This window comes from Alteromonas marina (assembly GCF_000808575.1).
Lineage (GTDB): Bacteria > Pseudomonadota > Gammaproteobacteria > Enterobacterales > Alteromonadaceae > Alteromonas > Alteromonas marina_A.
This window is the reverse complement of the sequence record NZ_JWLW01000017.1, coordinates 89,694-103,592: the sequence shown is the minus strand read 5'-3', so window position 1 is coordinate 103,592 and position 13,899 is coordinate 89,694. Positions and strand designations below refer to the sequence as shown.

Annotated in this window: 14 protein-coding genes; 8 read left to right on the top strand and 6 right to left on the bottom strand. The window is 43.3% G+C overall.

Annotated elements, in window-relative coordinates:
• Nucleotides 1-33: 33 nt before the first annotated feature.
• Nucleotides 34-369: a hypothetical protein gene (locus RJ41_RS10640; RefSeq protein ID WP_039220363.1), complete on the bottom strand. Its 336-nt coding sequence runs from the start codon at nucleotides 367-369 to the stop codon at nucleotides 34-36.
• A 249-nt stretch (nucleotides 370-618) separates the two neighbouring features.
• Between RJ41_RS10640 and RJ41_RS10635 the strand changes: the two genes are divergently transcribed.
• Together RJ41_RS10635 and RJ41_RS10630 are read left to right on the top strand one after the other, a co-directional pair.
• Nucleotides 619-1,380 carry a Nif3-like dinuclear metal center hexameric protein gene (locus RJ41_RS10635; RefSeq protein ID WP_039220361.1) on the top strand — a complete coding sequence of 254 codons (762 nt, stop codon included), beginning with the start codon at nucleotides 619-621 and terminating at the stop codon, nucleotides 1,378-1,380.
• 15 nt (nucleotides 1,381-1,395) lie between these two features.
• On the top strand, nucleotides 1,396-2,145 hold the full coding sequence (locus tag RJ41_RS10630) for a methyltransferase (RefSeq protein WP_039220359.1): 750 nt from the start codon (nucleotides 1,396-1,398) through the stop codon (nucleotides 2,143-2,145).
• 47 nt (nucleotides 2,146-2,192) lie between these two features.
• On the opposite strand, the gene RJ41_RS10625 is transcribed toward RJ41_RS10630, so the two are convergent.
• Both RJ41_RS10625 and RJ41_RS10620 read right to left on the bottom strand, forming a co-directional pair.
• A complete protein-coding gene (locus tag RJ41_RS10625) occupies nucleotides 2,193-3,227 on the bottom strand; it encodes a 2-hydroxyacid dehydrogenase (protein ID WP_420805505.1) in 1,035 nt (344 codons plus the stop codon).
• Between the two features lie 167 nt (nucleotides 3,228-3,394).
• Entirely contained in the window at nucleotides 3,395-3,877 is a 483-nt protein-coding gene (locus tag RJ41_RS10620) for a glutathione peroxidase (protein WP_039220358.1), read from the bottom strand.
• 88 nt (nucleotides 3,878-3,965) lie between these two features.
• On the opposite strand from RJ41_RS10620, the gene RJ41_RS10615 reads away from it, so the two are divergent.
• Nucleotides 3,966-4,841: an NAD(P)-dependent oxidoreductase gene (locus tag RJ41_RS10615; RefSeq protein WP_039220355.1), complete on the top strand. Its 876-nt coding sequence runs from the start codon at nucleotides 3,966-3,968 to the stop codon at nucleotides 4,839-4,841.
• A gap of 49 nt (nucleotides 4,842-4,890) precedes the next feature.
• Here RJ41_RS10615 and RJ41_RS10610 read toward each other — a convergent pair whose 3' ends face one another.
• The gene (locus tag RJ41_RS10610; protein WP_084081854.1) at nucleotides 4,891-6,474 is read right to left on the bottom strand and encodes a response regulator; all 1,584 of its coding nucleotides are present in this window, start codon (nucleotides 6,472-6,474) and stop codon (nucleotides 4,891-4,893) included.
• A gap of 258 nt (nucleotides 6,475-6,732) precedes the next feature.
• Here RJ41_RS10610 and RJ41_RS10605 point away from each other — a divergent pair, with 258 nt between their 5' ends.
• From RJ41_RS10605 to RJ41_RS10590, 4 genes are all read left to right on the top strand, one after another.
• Entirely contained in the window at nucleotides 6,733-7,887 is a 1,155-nt protein-coding gene (locus RJ41_RS10605; protein ID WP_039220350.1) for an acyl-CoA dehydrogenase family protein, read from the top strand.
• Between the two features lie 58 nt (nucleotides 7,888-7,945).
• Nucleotides 7,946-9,076, top strand: coding sequence for an enoyl-CoA hydratase/isomerase family protein (locus tag RJ41_RS10600; protein ID WP_039220348.1), 1,131 nt, complete (start codon nucleotides 7,946-7,948; stop codon nucleotides 9,074-9,076).
• A 188-nt stretch (nucleotides 9,077-9,264) separates the two neighbouring features.
• A complete protein-coding gene (locus RJ41_RS10595; protein ID WP_052235451.1) occupies nucleotides 9,265-10,182 on the top strand; it encodes a putative RNA methyltransferase in 918 nt (305 codons plus the stop codon).
• On the top strand, nucleotides 10,172-10,744 hold the full coding sequence (locus RJ41_RS10590; protein ID WP_052235450.1) for a D-glycero-alpha-D-manno-heptose-1,7-bisphosphate 7-phosphatase: 573 nt from the start codon (nucleotides 10,172-10,174) through the stop codon (nucleotides 10,742-10,744). Before RJ41_RS10595 ends, RJ41_RS10590 begins: the two co-directional genes overlap by 11 nt.
• An 81-nt stretch (nucleotides 10,745-10,825) precedes the next feature.
• On the opposite strand, the gene RJ41_RS10585 is transcribed toward RJ41_RS10590, so the two are convergent.
• Together RJ41_RS10585 and RJ41_RS10580 are read right to left on the bottom strand one after the other, a co-directional pair.
• On the bottom strand, nucleotides 10,826-12,352 hold the full coding sequence (locus RJ41_RS10585) for a DUF3413 domain-containing protein (protein WP_039220340.1): 1,527 nt from the start codon (nucleotides 12,350-12,352) through the stop codon (nucleotides 10,826-10,828).
• Nucleotides 12,353-12,360: 8 nt separating this feature from the next.
• Nucleotides 12,361-12,579, bottom strand: coding sequence for a YejL family protein (locus RJ41_RS10580; protein ID WP_014949499.1), 219 nt, complete (start codon nucleotides 12,577-12,579; stop codon nucleotides 12,361-12,363).
• Between the two features lie 159 nt (nucleotides 12,580-12,738).
• Here RJ41_RS10580 and yejK point away from each other — a divergent pair, with 159 nt between their 5' ends.
• A complete protein-coding gene (gene yejK / locus RJ41_RS10575) occupies nucleotides 12,739-13,845 on the top strand; it encodes a nucleoid-associated protein YejK (protein WP_039220336.1) in 1,107 nt (368 codons plus the stop codon).
• Nucleotides 13,846-13,899 lie beyond the last annotated feature (54 nt).

Genomic DNA, 13,899 nt, shown 5'->3' with positions numbered 1-13,899 from the left:
CGGCGACTAGGCATCGTGTGAAATGCTTTTAAATTAGCGTGGTAATGTCGCGCCAGGCACTTCGGCGTTTAGCTTTTCTGCCCAAAAATCCTTAACCGAAAAACCCGGTTTTTTAGAAGCAGACGCTTTCTTCTTGGCAGGTTTGGCCGCGATTTTAGTCTCGCTTTTCTCTTTTTTCGTTTCTGTTCCTTCAGGCGAATGCGACGCTAGCGTCTCTGTCATTTCCTGAAGTTGCGCTAGACGCATATTTTTGCCGCCGTCTACGCTGTACCATCCACTTTTACTTTCAATAGACGGTGCTTTGTCGTTAGCTTTTTCATATGCTTTAGTGAAGGCCGCGATAACTGCATCTTTGTCTAGGTTTGCCATGCTTTTTTGCTCTTTATTTTGTTAAGATGACGAACGTTTTTGACTTGTATCACCAATAAGTAACGGCTGATTGGTTAGAGCACAATTTGCTCCCCATAAGGTGAATATAAAGTAGGTGCTGCTTTGAGCAATCCACTTTTTTTCGTTTTCCCGCAATAAGCGCCATTCGACTTATAGGTGTTATACGAAACGTTCGCGTATTTTATAGCGTTTTTTTAACAATTTGTCTAACTTTCAACCGGAGGACTTGTGTCTATTACCCGCTCAGAGCTACAAAAATATCTTGATGGATTGTTAAGGATTAGCGAAATCAGTGATTATTGCCCTAATGGTTTACAGGTAGAGGGCACCAGCAAAATAGAAAAAATTGTTACAGGGGTTACAGCATCTCAGGCTTTAGTAGACGCTGCGATAGAAGCTAACGCCGATGCGCTTATTGTGCATCATGGCTATTTTTGGAAAGGGGAGTCGCAGACTGTGACTGGCATGAAAAAGCGTCGTCTTTCAGCTTTACTTGCTAATGATCTAAATCTGTTTGCTTACCATCTTCCTTTAGATGTTCATCCAGAATTTGGCAACAATCGTCAGCTTGCATCGATTCTAGATATTCAAAATATAAGTGCTGTCAGTAGCGTTAAACCTGTAGGTGTTGTTATGCAAGGTAATCTAGAGGAAGCGACTGAAGGTGTTGCGCTACAGGCTAAAATGAAGCAATTGTTAGGGCGGGATGTGCTGATTGAAGGGCCAGCGTCAAAACTCATTTCAAGTCTTGCTTGGTGTACAGGTGGTGGACAAGGCTTTATTGAGCAAGCAGTTGATCTCGGTGTCGATGCATTTATTACCGGCGAAGTCTCTGAACAAACTGTTCATACAGCAAGGGAAATGGGCATTACCTTTTTTGCTGCTGGTCACCATGCGACAGAACGCTATGGTGTGAAATCTTTAGGGGAATATATCGCGCAGCAATTCGACGTGCATGTTGAATTTATTGATATTAATAACCCAGCTTAACAACGACAGTGGTATATGAACAAAGACCGTATTTTCGATGGTATTGCTGAAAAGTTTTCTAATAACATCTATGGCACGACGAAGGGGCAGCTCAGGCACACCTTGTTATGCGATGTCCTTGAACCTTATTTGACAAAGCCGGTCCGCGTAATCGAAATAGGTGGAGGCACGGGGGTCATGACTGCGCACATAGCTTCAAAAGGACATTCTGTGGTGCTAACTGACGCGTCTAAGGATGTTCTGAAGCAAGCTGAGGTGCTTCTAGCAGATGCGCCCACTATTACAATCAGGCATCAATATTTGCAACAGATTGAAGATTTGAACAGTTTTGATTTGGTGATTTGTCATGCGGTATTGGAATGGCTAGATGCGCCTTTCGATGCTATCGACTTTATGTATAAAAGCATGAAACCCGGCGCCCGTTTAAGCCTGAGCTTCTTCAACCAAGATGCGAATTTGTTTGCTAATGCAATTTACGGCAATTTCGATTACATCGAAAAAGGGATGAAAGCAAAAAAGCAAGTGAGACTAAATCCGAAGCAACCCTTAAGTGCAATGCGTGTGGTTGAACATTGTGAGTCATTGGGCTTTAAGGTTATCGAGAAAGCAGGCATTCGCTGTTTCCATGATTACATGCGCGACATAACCCATCAAAGTAGTAAGTTTGATGACTTACTAGCGTTGGAGCGCCAGTATCACAAGCGAGCACCATACCTTTGGCTTGGAAAGTACTTTCAACTGATTTTAGAAAAAGAAACCGATTAGCGTAGACCAGCATAAATGCACTTTGTTTTATCCGTTATCATGGCAATTTAGAGCGTATTCGCCCCTGTGATGATGTTGTTGAGCGTAGTGGCGGCAATTTCGTGCAGCGCTTCGAGTGTAAAGAACCCTTGGTGTCCCGTTATTAAAACGTTAGGGAAGGTTGTTAAGCGCTGAAAAATATCATCCTGAATAATTTCCTGCGAATGGTCATGAAAGAAAAGTTCGGACTCTCTTTCATAAACGTCTAGCCCTAAATATCCAATTTTCTTCGACTTAAGCCCTTTGATGATAGCGTTATCATCGACAAGCCCGCCTCGAGACGTATTAATAAGCATTACGCCTTGGGGCATTTTATCAATGCTCTCTGCGTTAATTATATGATGACTCTTTTCGTTTAGCGGGCAGTGTAGGGTGACAATGACGCTCTTTTCGAGCAATTCGTTAAGCGTCACATAATGCGCTCCACTTGCAGTTACATCATTATCAGGCTGCGGATCGAAGCAAAGCACACGACACCCGAACCCCAAGAGTATGCGAATAACCGCTTGTCCAATTTTTCCTGTGCCAATTACCCCTACGGTTTTACCGTGAAGCGTGAAGCCCATTAACCCGCCAAGATCAAAATTTCCCTCGCGAACACGATTATAAGCTTTGTGCGTTTTACGGTTTAACGTGAGAATAAGAGCGAGAGTGTGCTCTGCTACCGTTTCAGGGCTATAGGCGGGAACACGGCTTACCTTGATACCGGCTTTTTTTGCAGCCTTCACATCAACATTATTAAAGCCTGCGCACCGAAGCGCAATATGTTTAACCCCGCAGCGCTTCAGTGCGTTTATAGTGGCGGCATTGATGTCATCATTTACAAATACAACAACATCACTGTATCCATTGCAGCTAGCGGCAGTTGACGCATTGAGAGGATGTTCAAAAAACACAACCTTTATAGGTTTGTCATTGTCAACGCTCACTGTTTCCAGTAGCTCGGAATAAAGAGCCCTTTCATAAGGACGGGTACTAAAAAAGGCGATATGTTTTTGCTGTTGGTCGCTTTGGTTTGCGTGTACTTTTTCATGTTTAAGCATTTTCATTTTAGTACCCAATTTTTTCACGTTGACCGCTAAAATTTACCACGTCCATTTCCCAACAGCATAGATGTAGATCAATAAATCAAGCAGAGCGCACAATGCGTTCACTGAGCGCTTTTATTGCTGTTTCTCAGTTTGATTTTGATATTCCGGCCAACGAATTATTACTTTGGGAGTAGCTTTACAATATCTTTTTCAATGGCTTCTGGTTTTACTGTTGGGGCATAGCGTTTAAGCACCTTACCCTGGTCAGTCACTAAGAACTTTGTGAAATTCCACTTTATACGCTTAGTACCAAGAAGGCCTGGAGCTGCGTGCTTTAACTCCTCAAACAGCGGATTGGCATCTGGACCATTGACATTCGTTTTCTTAAATAGAGGGAACGAAACACCAAAATTGAGGCTACAAAACTGAGCGATATCCTCGTCGCTACCCGGTTCTTGATGGCCGAATTGATCACAAGGGAATCCTAGAATCTCAAAGCCTTTATCGCGAAATTTTTTGTATAGTGTCTCTAGCCCTTCGTATTGTGGAGTAAAGCCGCATTTGCTTGCCGTATTAACGATAAGCAATACCTTTCCTTTATATTGTTCTAGAGTAGTCTGTTCACCATTGTTTAACGTAATTGGGTGTTCATAGAGTGCCAAAATTATTTTCCTATATTTTTGTTGTCGTTAAGTCTGTTACTCTTAGGTAATCCAAACATCTTTGTTTCGTATCTAGAGTATATTTTGTATGAGTAATTTAAAAGTGAGTTTTTTGGGCTTGGGTGTGATGGGCTTCCCCATGGCTGGGCACTTAAGCAAAGCCGGATATGCAGTCACTGTTTATAATCGAACTTCCCAAAAAGCACAGCAATGGCTATCGATTTATGACACAGATGGCGCTACCGTCAGCGCAAGCGACAGCGTTGATAAGGCGTGTGAAAACGCTGACATTGTTTTTATGTGTGTGGGTAACGATTACGATGTGAGAGATGTTGGCACTCAAGCATTAGCTGTAATGAAAGCTGGCAGTGTGTTAGTTGATCATACTACCGCGTCTGCTGATATCGCCAGAGAGCTATATGAAACTTGCAAGAATAAACAGATTGGCTTTTTAGATGCCCCTGTTTCAGGAGGTCAGGCAGGGGCAGAGAATGGCCAGTTAACCATTATGATAGGTGGCGATGAAGCGGTATATAGCACTGTAGAGCCAGTAATGTCGAATTACGCGCGACATAGCCAGTTACTCGGTAAAAGCGGCAGCGGACAATTGGCGAAAATGATGAATCAGATTTGTATTGCCGGTATCGTACAGGGCTTGGCCGAAGCGCTGCATTTTGGTCAACGTGCTGGACTTGATTGCAATGCGGTAGTTGACGTTATCAGTAAGGGTGCAGCGCAATCGTGGCAAATGGAAAACAGAGCCAGTACGATGTTAAACAATAGCTTTGATTTTGGTTTTGCGGTCGATTGGATGCGTAAAGATTTGAACATCGCACTTGATGAAGCCCGAAAAAATGGCTCGACTTTAGCGTTAACTGCACTGGTCGACCAATACTATGCGGACGTTCAAAAACTGGGTGGCGGTCGTTGGGATACCTCAAGCTTGCTCACTCGCTTAAAGTAGACACGTTTGTGCAAAAATAGCTTCGCCAAGAGCAAGCAGTTTAGAGATGCTAAAGTGCTTGTTCTTGCGCGGATAAGGTGAGCTGCGCTAAACGCGCCTTGTTTGTGTCGTTTAACGGTAAGCTGGTTATTTTGTCGAGTAGGTGTTTGATACTAAACTTACGGTAAACGCCTGCGTCTGCTTCAATCATGCATTGGAGCAGGTTTAATCCAAAAGCTGCGGTTTCAGGTGAAAGCTGGAATGCATCATAGAAATGCTTCATAGCCTTAGTAAATAAGCCTTCGATGAAAAGCTGAGTGCCTGTCTCATTGATAGAAACAGCCTGCTCATGATTTAAGCCTAATCGTTCTCCGCCTGTAAAAATAAGGGCATCATTCATCACTTGCTCGGATATCGCTTGCAGTTCGGCATTCTTCTGTTTAGCCATTAATAACAGTTCACCCGCTTTACGCTCATCGCCAAGTCCATGGTGTACTTTTGCAGCGATAACCAGAATCGAGGGCTCGGTGCGAAGGTAATTATCAATGTGTTCGCCCTCAAGCAGATGCTCAGCTTTTTCAAGCTCTCCATCTAACACGGCTGAAAACGCCAATAGGTAGTCTCGCTTTTGTAATGTTTGTGGGTCGCCCTGACTTCTACCTGCAATACCTACTAGCTTTCTTGCCTGGGATAAACTTTCTTTTCTATTGGTTTCAGGCGACTCCTCTGCCAGAAACAAGTAGAACTCAGCCAATTCAAAGGTAAAGTCATTGAAGCTGTCTTTAGCACTGCGATGCATAGCTCGCTTTTTTTGCAGAAGATCGATAGCCTCAACGACCTTGTCTTGTTTTTGATAAGCGATTGTTTTTAGCTTGGCTGCGGGTAGGCTTAATTCACTAAACTTAATTTCATTTAAGTATTTTTCTACCTGGTCGTAAGAATCTTGCTCAAAAGATATAGAAGCAAGCCATTCAAATGCTTTATCACGCGCTAAGCTAGAGTTTACCATCTGACTTAAGTGACGCTTGCAATGCGGCCATTGGCCAGAGGCATATTGACACTTAACTTTACCCCATTGCGCCCAGAGTACTTTATCTGACCGAGTTAACACATCTTCATAAATGCTAAGGGCTCTTTGAAGGTCACCACTCTCGTATAGAAGCCGAGCATAAAGCTTGCGAATATCTGCAACTAGGCGAGGAGGAATACCCTCTGAAATTTTCGCCCTTATTACGCCAATAGCACGCTCTACCTGCTTATTGTCTAGGGAATGCAAAACGTTTTTGACAAAGTCACGGTAGCTTAAATAGTGATTAATTTGGCGAGTTAAAGAGGCGATAGTGTAGGGTTTGATGAGCAAAACGTCAGGTTGAAGATCCATGATCCGACCGATTATTTGCGGTGAGCGGTCTGAAGTAAGAAATATGATGCCCGTACTTGGCCTAATAAAGCCCGCTTCTCTTAAATTTTGCACCCACTCGACGCCAGTCTTGCCTTGACCAAGGTGATAATCCATTAACAGCAGCTCAAAATTTTGCTTTTTTAGTGCCGCTTTAAGCTCCACTCCCGAAGCGAAGCTGCTGACAGATAAATTAGCGATAGACATTAAGTGTCCTCGAAGCGCAGTTCGAGCAGTGGCATTGTCTTCTACTATGGCTATTCTGAATTCCACGGCGACCAATAAGGGTTAACTTGCGTCAGTGTAGCTTATCAGCGGCAGCATAAAAGTGCATTATTAAATAGGATAACTTTTATCAGTTATTTCTCGCATTAAAGGCCAAAAGTACCATCTCGTCACAAAATATTTACGCTAGTATTCACTAATTTTAAATAAATATTTACCTTTACGTTTACGTAAGGGGTAGGTGTTGGTTATTGTTATTAAAAAGCAACGTAATTGAAGGTATGTGTAATGAACTTTGAATTAACCGATGACCAGCTCGCCTTTGAAGATACTGCCCGACAGTTCGCCCAACAGGAACTAGCGCCCAATGCAGCGATGTGGGACAGAGAACACTATTTCCCTGTAGAGGCGATAAAAAGAGCGGGAGAATTAGGCTTTTGTGGGTTGTATGCGCCAGAGAGTGCCGGTGGCCTTGGGCTGTCAAGGCTCGATTCTTCAATTATCTTTGAGCAGCTGTCAATGGGATGTACCACAACCACCGCCATGCTAACCATTCATAATATGGCCACGTGGATGATTGCTACTTGGGGTAGTGACGATGTAAAAAACACATGGTGTGAACAGCTGGTGACAGGCGATAAGTTGGCATCTTATTGTTTAACGGAACCTGGCGCGGGTTCAGATGCTGCATCGCTAAAAACAAAAGCGATGAAAGTTGACGGCGGATACGTACTAAACGGATCAAAAGTATTTATATCAGGTGCGGGAAGCACTGATGTTTTAGTCGTTATGGCCCGTACTGGTGAAGATGGTCCTAAAGGTGTTTCAGCGTTTGCAGTACCTGCTAATGCAGAAGGCATCGAATACGGTAAAGCAGAAGAAAAAATGGGTTGGAATGCCCAGCCCACTCGCATGATCACGTTTGATAACGTGAAGTTAGATGCAAGCTGGTTACTCGGCGAAGAAGGGCAAGGCTTTAAAATGGCTATGCAGGGGCTTGATGGCGGTCGAATTAATATTGCAACCTGTTCGGTCGGTACTGCACAGCAGGCGCTTAATGTTACGCGAGACTACATGAATGAGCGTGAACAGTTTGGTAAACCTATCGCAGGTTTCCAGGCTTTGCAGTTCAAACTAGCTGATATGGCGACAGAACTTGTTGCGGCAAGACAAATGGTACGCATGGCGGCTTGTAAACTAGATAATAACGACCCTGACAAAACCACTTACTGCGCTATGGCGAAAAGGTTTGCTACCGATGTGGGCTTTAACGTTTGTAACGATGCTCTTCAGCTTCACGGGGGCTATGGTTATATTAAGGAGTATCCGCTAGAGCGCCATTTCAGAGATGTTCGCGTACATCAAATTTTGGAAGGTACCAATGAAATTATGCGCGTTATTATCGGCAGACGTTTGTTGTCAGACGAGAGAAGTGTACTGTAGTACATCTCGGAAATAACATCACCAGACATGATTTTAAGGATTGTAAAAAGGAGTGGAAATGACAGACGTGGAACCAGTAGTCATTGTTGAAGAGCTAAAAACGTCTAGCGATCACTACACAATAGGCCGTTTGACGCTTAACAAGCCTAAAGCGCTAAATGCTTTAGATCTTGAAATGGCTGGCATTATGCTAGACGCACTTCAGCAATGGCAGTCTCGCAAAGATATTGTGGCTGTTGTGATTGATGCAGCGGGCGAAAAAGCCTTTTGTGCGGGTGGTGACATTGTTTCTATGTACAAATCGATGGTGGAAGCTAACGGGCAAATACCACAATTTTTAGAAACATTTTTTAAAACCGAGTACACGTTAGATTACACCATTCATAACTACAGTAAGCCTGTTGTTGTTTGGGGTAGCGGCATTGTGATGGGCGGTGGAATGGGGCTTCTTTGCGGCGCAAGTCACCGCGTAGTGACCGAAACTTCGCGGTTAGCTATGCCCGAAATCACAATAGGTTTATATCCCGACGTAGGGGGCAGCTATTTTCTGCCTCGCTTACCAGGAAAATCTGGCTTGTTTCTTGGCTTAACAGGTGGGCAGATGAACGGTACCGATGCCCGTTACGTTGGGCTCGCTGATGCGTTAGTCGCGAGTTCAGAGAAAAGTAATTTGTTAAATTCTCTGCTCGAATATCCATGGAATGAAACTGATAGCGAAAGCTTAGCAGGGTCTGTAACGACAATTATCGATAGCTTGAAAAAGCCAGATTTGTCACCTAGCAGCAATGTAGAACCAAACATGCCACTTATCAATAGCCTATGCGCCGCAGATAGTGTGAGTGGAGTAGTGAATGCGATTTTGCGTGCCGACATGAAAGAAGACAAATGGCTTTCACGCGCACAGAGTACCCTGGCTAAAGGGTCTCCTATAACTATGCATTTAGTGTATGAACAATGTCAAAAAGGAGCAGAAATGACCCTGGCAGATTGCTTTCGAATGGAAGCAAATATGTCTTGTCGCTGCGGTGAGAGCGGAGAGTTTCAAGAGGGTGTACGAGCTTTGTTAATTGACAAAGATATGTCGCCTAAATGGAAGTACAAAACGGTTGAGGATGTGCCTGAAGACGTGATCGAACACTTCTTTAGTTCTCCTTGGTCTGCACAAAGCCACCCGTTAGCAGCGTTGTAAAAGCTTCACTTTTTAAAGAGCGTAGTAAAATGATAATTGCAGGCAGTTCCGTAATCGAAAGCCTGCCCAGCGCAACTAATTAGCACAAGTACGCTGTGTGTCTTAAGCCTACTTGTGCTCTATTATTGCCGTTAAGGCATCGATTTTGATATCCTGTATATCAAATTCTTAACAGAAAAGACGTTATCATGTGGCATTGCCCACTTTGTAAATCATCAATCTCGTTAAACTCTACGCCTATACGCTGTAACAATAATCACAGCTTCGATATTGCAAAATCTGGCTACGTTAACTTGTTACCTGTTCAGTTCAAAAAGTCTAAACTTCCCGGTGACGATAAAGACATGGTGAAAGCCAGACGAGAGTTTCATCAATTAAACGCCTACAAACCATTGAAAGACAAAATGCATTTGCTGGTGGAACACTTCCTCACTAAAACTGGTACTGCGAATAATGTTGCAGGTAACGCTACCAAACAAACTGTTTCTGTTTACGACGCGGGTTGTGGTGAAGGAAGCTATTTAGATGCGATGATTCAAGGGCTTTCACGTAATGGCTTTTCAGTAAAAGGTGCCGGCAGCGACATAGCTAAAATTGCTGTTGATTTGGCTGCTAAAGCGTTTAGGTACGCTCAGTTTGTTGTGGCAAGCAGCTTTGAATTACCTCTTCAGAACGAGACGCAAAACGTAGTAATGCAAGTATTTGCGCCGGGCAGTAATGAAGAGTATGTAAGAGTTTTGAAAGAACAAGGGATACTTATTACGGTTGACCCTGCGCCGAATCATTTATTTGAATTAAAGCAGCAGGTTTACGACAATGCGAGGCACCATCAAATTAGTGATGCCCCCCGGGAAGGCTTTACTCGCATTCACAATGAATGCTTTTCATTTCCGATTAAGTTTGCTGACGCTGACCACGCTCTCGCGCTAATAAAGATGACGCCTTTTTACTGGAAGCTCCCACAAGGCAAGATAGATACTATCGTCGCATCGCTAGATAGCGTAACCGCAGACTTTCATATCCAACTATGGAAAAAAGATACAAATAAAAAAGTGTTAAAAGGTCAAAGTAAGGGAGAGCAGGCAAGGAAAGACGATGGTCGATAACAAACAAAAAGCGTTGTTTTTAGACCGAGATGGCGTAATTAATGTTGACCACGGCTATGTAGGTAGCTATGAAGATTTTGAATTTGTGGAGGGTATCTTTGATATTATTCATACATTCCAAAATAATGGTTTTTTACCGGTTATTGTTACTAACCAAAGTGGAATAGCGCGTGGATATTACAGCGAAAAAGACTTTCATGGTTTAATGGAGCAGGTCCAGAAAGAATTTTCCGCCCGCAATATTGTAAACATTCCTGTATATTTCTGCCCACATCACGAGCAAGGTAGTGTTGCCGAATATGCTATAGCCTGCAAATGCAGAAAACCATTACCTGGCATGTTAAACCAGGCCGCAAGAGACCTAAATATAGACTTAGCAAATAGTGTGTTAATTGGCGACAGTTGGCGGGACATCGAAGCTGCGAATGCCGCTGGGTTAACGAAGAGCTATTTTTTGTCAGATAATCGCATTACTGCTGAACAGCTGACTACTATTAGCTCATCTCACCGTGTATCTCAGGTCAAGAGGCTGTCTGAAATATTAGTGAGTGGTTACGTGTAACCCTCTAAGCGGTTGTTACCTAAGGGAATACGGGAAATAGATAGCAGCGATAGCATTGGCTATCACTGCATTAGAGAAAAACTAGTTCTGGGTGGAAAAGCGAGACAAGTGCTTTATAGCCTGGCTCAGCAAGTCGATATTTAACGACTCTTTACTCCGTTTCCCTGTGGCTAAATCACTTATTTCATAGCTACCGTTACTCAGAACGTCAGTGCGTTTATTTTCGTGGAATACCACAATACGTTCGCCCGACGTACTGACTAACCAAGGTCGTGCTGGTGCTAATAAGTTTTGTCCGGTTGAATAGAATGTAGACGGTGCATTACAGCCTAATGCGTTTAAAATCGTTGGTGCCAAATCTTCAGTACTAGCCAGCTTAGCTTTAATATTCAGTGTACTGTATAACATCCCTTTACCGTCTTCGCTACCAAACCCAGTCGCAATAATAACGTCGTGTTTTCTATCTAGTGTATTTTCCACGTAGCTTTTTATGTCTGCGCCTTTCATAAATGCTATGTGCAGCCCTTCATGGTTGTTACTAAGGGGCTGTAAATAGCCAGACAATTGTGGAAGCGGCAACGCTACATCGCTATGAATAGATACTGGCATACCTGACCCCAGTGGAAGGGCAAGCAGCACTGGACGTTTCTTAGACAATGCATCCTGATAAATCTCTGGCACACCAAACAAGGTTGAAATCATCAGTCCTTCAGTACTACTTGCCGTAGAATAGTAGTTAGGGATTTGAATAAGTGCTTTACCTTTTACGTTGCTCAAATCGGTGGCGCTGTCACCGTCAACTTGCACAATTACGGTTAGGTTTTTATCTGTCTCTATTGAGCAATAAACCGGCTCAGCAGGGTAAGTAATATTGTGGATGTCGGTATTAAACTGTAGTTGCTTTCGCTCTTCATAAGCCGCTAAGTCAAGCAAGCCATAACGTGACATTGTAGTCTTAGCGGTAGCAGGGTAAGAAAGCGGAAACATGTTGTCCTGCTTAATGATAGGTTGATACAGCTTGGCATCAGCCCACACATGAATAGCGTGACTTGTTACGAAACAACTTACAAAAAATGTAGTGACAGGAATGCCTACTTTATGACGAGTGAAGCGTTCAACACGTTTCCAGATTGCATTGGCTAAGACCAGCTGGAAGCCAAGCCAAACGATAAACAGAAGAAATAAAAATGCCCACTGTTGCCAGCTTTCTATCGCCATTGTTGACTGAGCTTCACTGCGCAGTAAATCCGCGGCGTGAAAGCTAATATGGAAGCCTGTACGGTTAAATAGCAACGCATCGAAAGCCAAGAGCGCTAGCCCCACAGCTGCAATAATAGACGCGCTGACCTTTATGACTCTGGGGTTATTAACCAAGTAACAAAGAGGGAGTATAAAAATAACAAAGCCAAAAAAGGTCATAAAACCAATATGACCAAACCAGTTGGCGAGAAGATACAAGGTGCCGACACCTGTGCCAGGCATAGGTGATGAGAAAACAAAAATCGAGGCAATAACTATGGCGATGATTATGTTCGCCAAGGCAAACCAATGCCCCCAATTTACCAGTTTAGTAACACGCTGGCGACGAGGTGATTCGGCAAGTATCATGCAATCCCTTAGCTATTTTTAACGCTTTTTTTCAATACATCGGCAAACTGGGTTGCCATGGCTTCGCGATTTTCAGGGGCTACCTGCGTATTTAAAATGTGCGTAATGACATTTCCTAACACCATAAGTGAAAGATCACGGTTTGCACCGCCTTCTTCAAGGGTTAAAATAACGTTATTCATTAGCGTTTCGAATTCGTCGTTGCTATAGCGGCTCTGTTGGGGCATTGCTACGCCTCTTTTTTATGATTTCTTTGATAAAAAGAATGGTTTTACACGTAAAATGATTATAATCGTTGTTTGAGTGAGTACAATCATTCATTCTAAAATCCCGCAATTCTTTGGATATTTCTGACACTTTTTAAGCAACAGGACACCCGATACTCTATGAGTGCACTGATTCATCACTTTGTTGTACATCGTTTGATTGTAAACAAAGAAGAGAAAATTGAAGCAATTCCACGTGACAACTGCTTAGCTGTTACTCCGGAAATCGAGCTTCTTGCCCATCAAATAAATCACAGTTTCAACGCTAAACCTGGAAAAGGGGTTGGCCACTTTGTGACGGAAGTTACCCGTGAAGCAAAAGTAGAAAACGAAGAAGGCGAAGCGACTACGCAAAAAAGCACCGAGAACGTAGCAGAGTTCGCGGAAGGCCTAAAGCAATACATGGATATTCAAAAAGCGGCGGGTGATAACGTTGAAGATGCATTCCATGCGTTTTCGGTATCAGCGACCAATCGCTTAGTTCGCACTTTGGCAGAAACAGGTACGGTTGAAACCGGTTTTCTTATTTTCTGCCAATATGAGTATTTAGCCACACAGTATTTGATGATTGCATTGTTAAATACCCGTTCGCACGTTGAAGTGACAAACTCTTTAGATCTTTCCGCGCGTGAACACTTGGATTTAGCAAAAATGCAGCTAGCTGTGCGGTTCGATTTAACGCAGTTGGATATTCAGCCAGAACAGCAGCGATACGTTAGTTTTATTAAAGGTAGAATGGGACGTAAGGTATCAGACTTCTTTATGCAGTTTGTAGGCTGCGAAGAGCTGGTTGATGTTAAACAGCAAAATAAACAATTGATTTCTACAGTTGATGCCTACCTAGCCAGTGAGTCACTAGACCCGCAAGAGCAGCACCAGCATAGAGAAGAAGTTAAATCGTACTTTAAAGAAAAGATTGATGCGGGCGAGAGTTTATCGGTAGATGAACTGGCTAACCGACTTCCACAAAATGAAGAAACTAGCAGTAACTTTTCTGCGTTCACGCAGTCTATGGAAGTACCGCTTGAAAAAGAAATTCAGCCAGACCCTGCAGCGCTGAAACAACTTGCTAAATTTACCGGTCAGGGCGGCGGTATATCGCTTAGCTTCGAACGCAAATTAATGGGCGAACGGGTATTTTACGACCCAGCTACGGATACGCTAACAATCCGTGGAATTCCACCTAATTTAAAAGATCAGCTTAATCGCCAATCTTCAATGGACTAGTCGCTGCGAAGCAAAGATAAAAAACGTATACTAGTTAGTAGAATATAAACTCGA

Coding starts and splice junctions, on each gene's coding strand:
- RJ41_RS10615 (WP_039220355.1), top strand. CDS start 3,966: ATGAGTAATTTAAAAGTGAGTTTTTTGGGCTTGGGTGTGATGGGCTTC.
- RJ41_RS10605 (WP_039220350.1), top strand. CDS start 6,733: ATGAACTTTGAATTAACCGATGACCAGCTCGCCTTTGAAGATACTGCC.
- RJ41_RS10600 (WP_039220348.1), top strand. CDS start 7,946: ATGACAGACGTGGAACCAGTAGTCATTGTTGAAGAGCTAAAAACGTCT.
- RJ41_RS10580 (WP_014949499.1), bottom strand. CDS start 12,579: ATGCCCCAACAGAGCCGCTATAGCAACGACGAATTCGAAACGCTAATG.
- RJ41_RS10630 (WP_039220359.1), top strand. CDS start 1,396: ATGAACAAAGACCGTATTTTCGATGGTATTGCTGAAAAGTTTTCTAAT.
- RJ41_RS10585 (WP_039220340.1), bottom strand. CDS start 12,352: ATGATACTTGCCGAATCACCTCGTCGCCAGCGTGTTACTAAACTGGTA.
- RJ41_RS10590 (WP_052235450.1), top strand. CDS start 10,172: ATGGTCGATAACAAACAAAAAGCGTTGTTTTTAGACCGAGATGGCGTA.
- yejK (WP_039220336.1), top strand. CDS start 12,739: ATGAGTGCACTGATTCATCACTTTGTTGTACATCGTTTGATTGTAAAC.
- RJ41_RS10625 (WP_420805505.1), bottom strand. CDS start 3,227: ATGCTTAAACATGAAAAAGTACACGCAAACCAAAGCGACCAACAGCAA.
- RJ41_RS10640 (WP_039220363.1), bottom strand. CDS start 369: ATGGCAAACCTAGACAAAGATGCAGTTATCGCGGCCTTCACTAAAGCA.
- RJ41_RS10595 (WP_052235451.1), top strand. CDS start 9,265: ATGTGGCATTGCCCACTTTGTAAATCATCAATCTCGTTAAACTCTACG.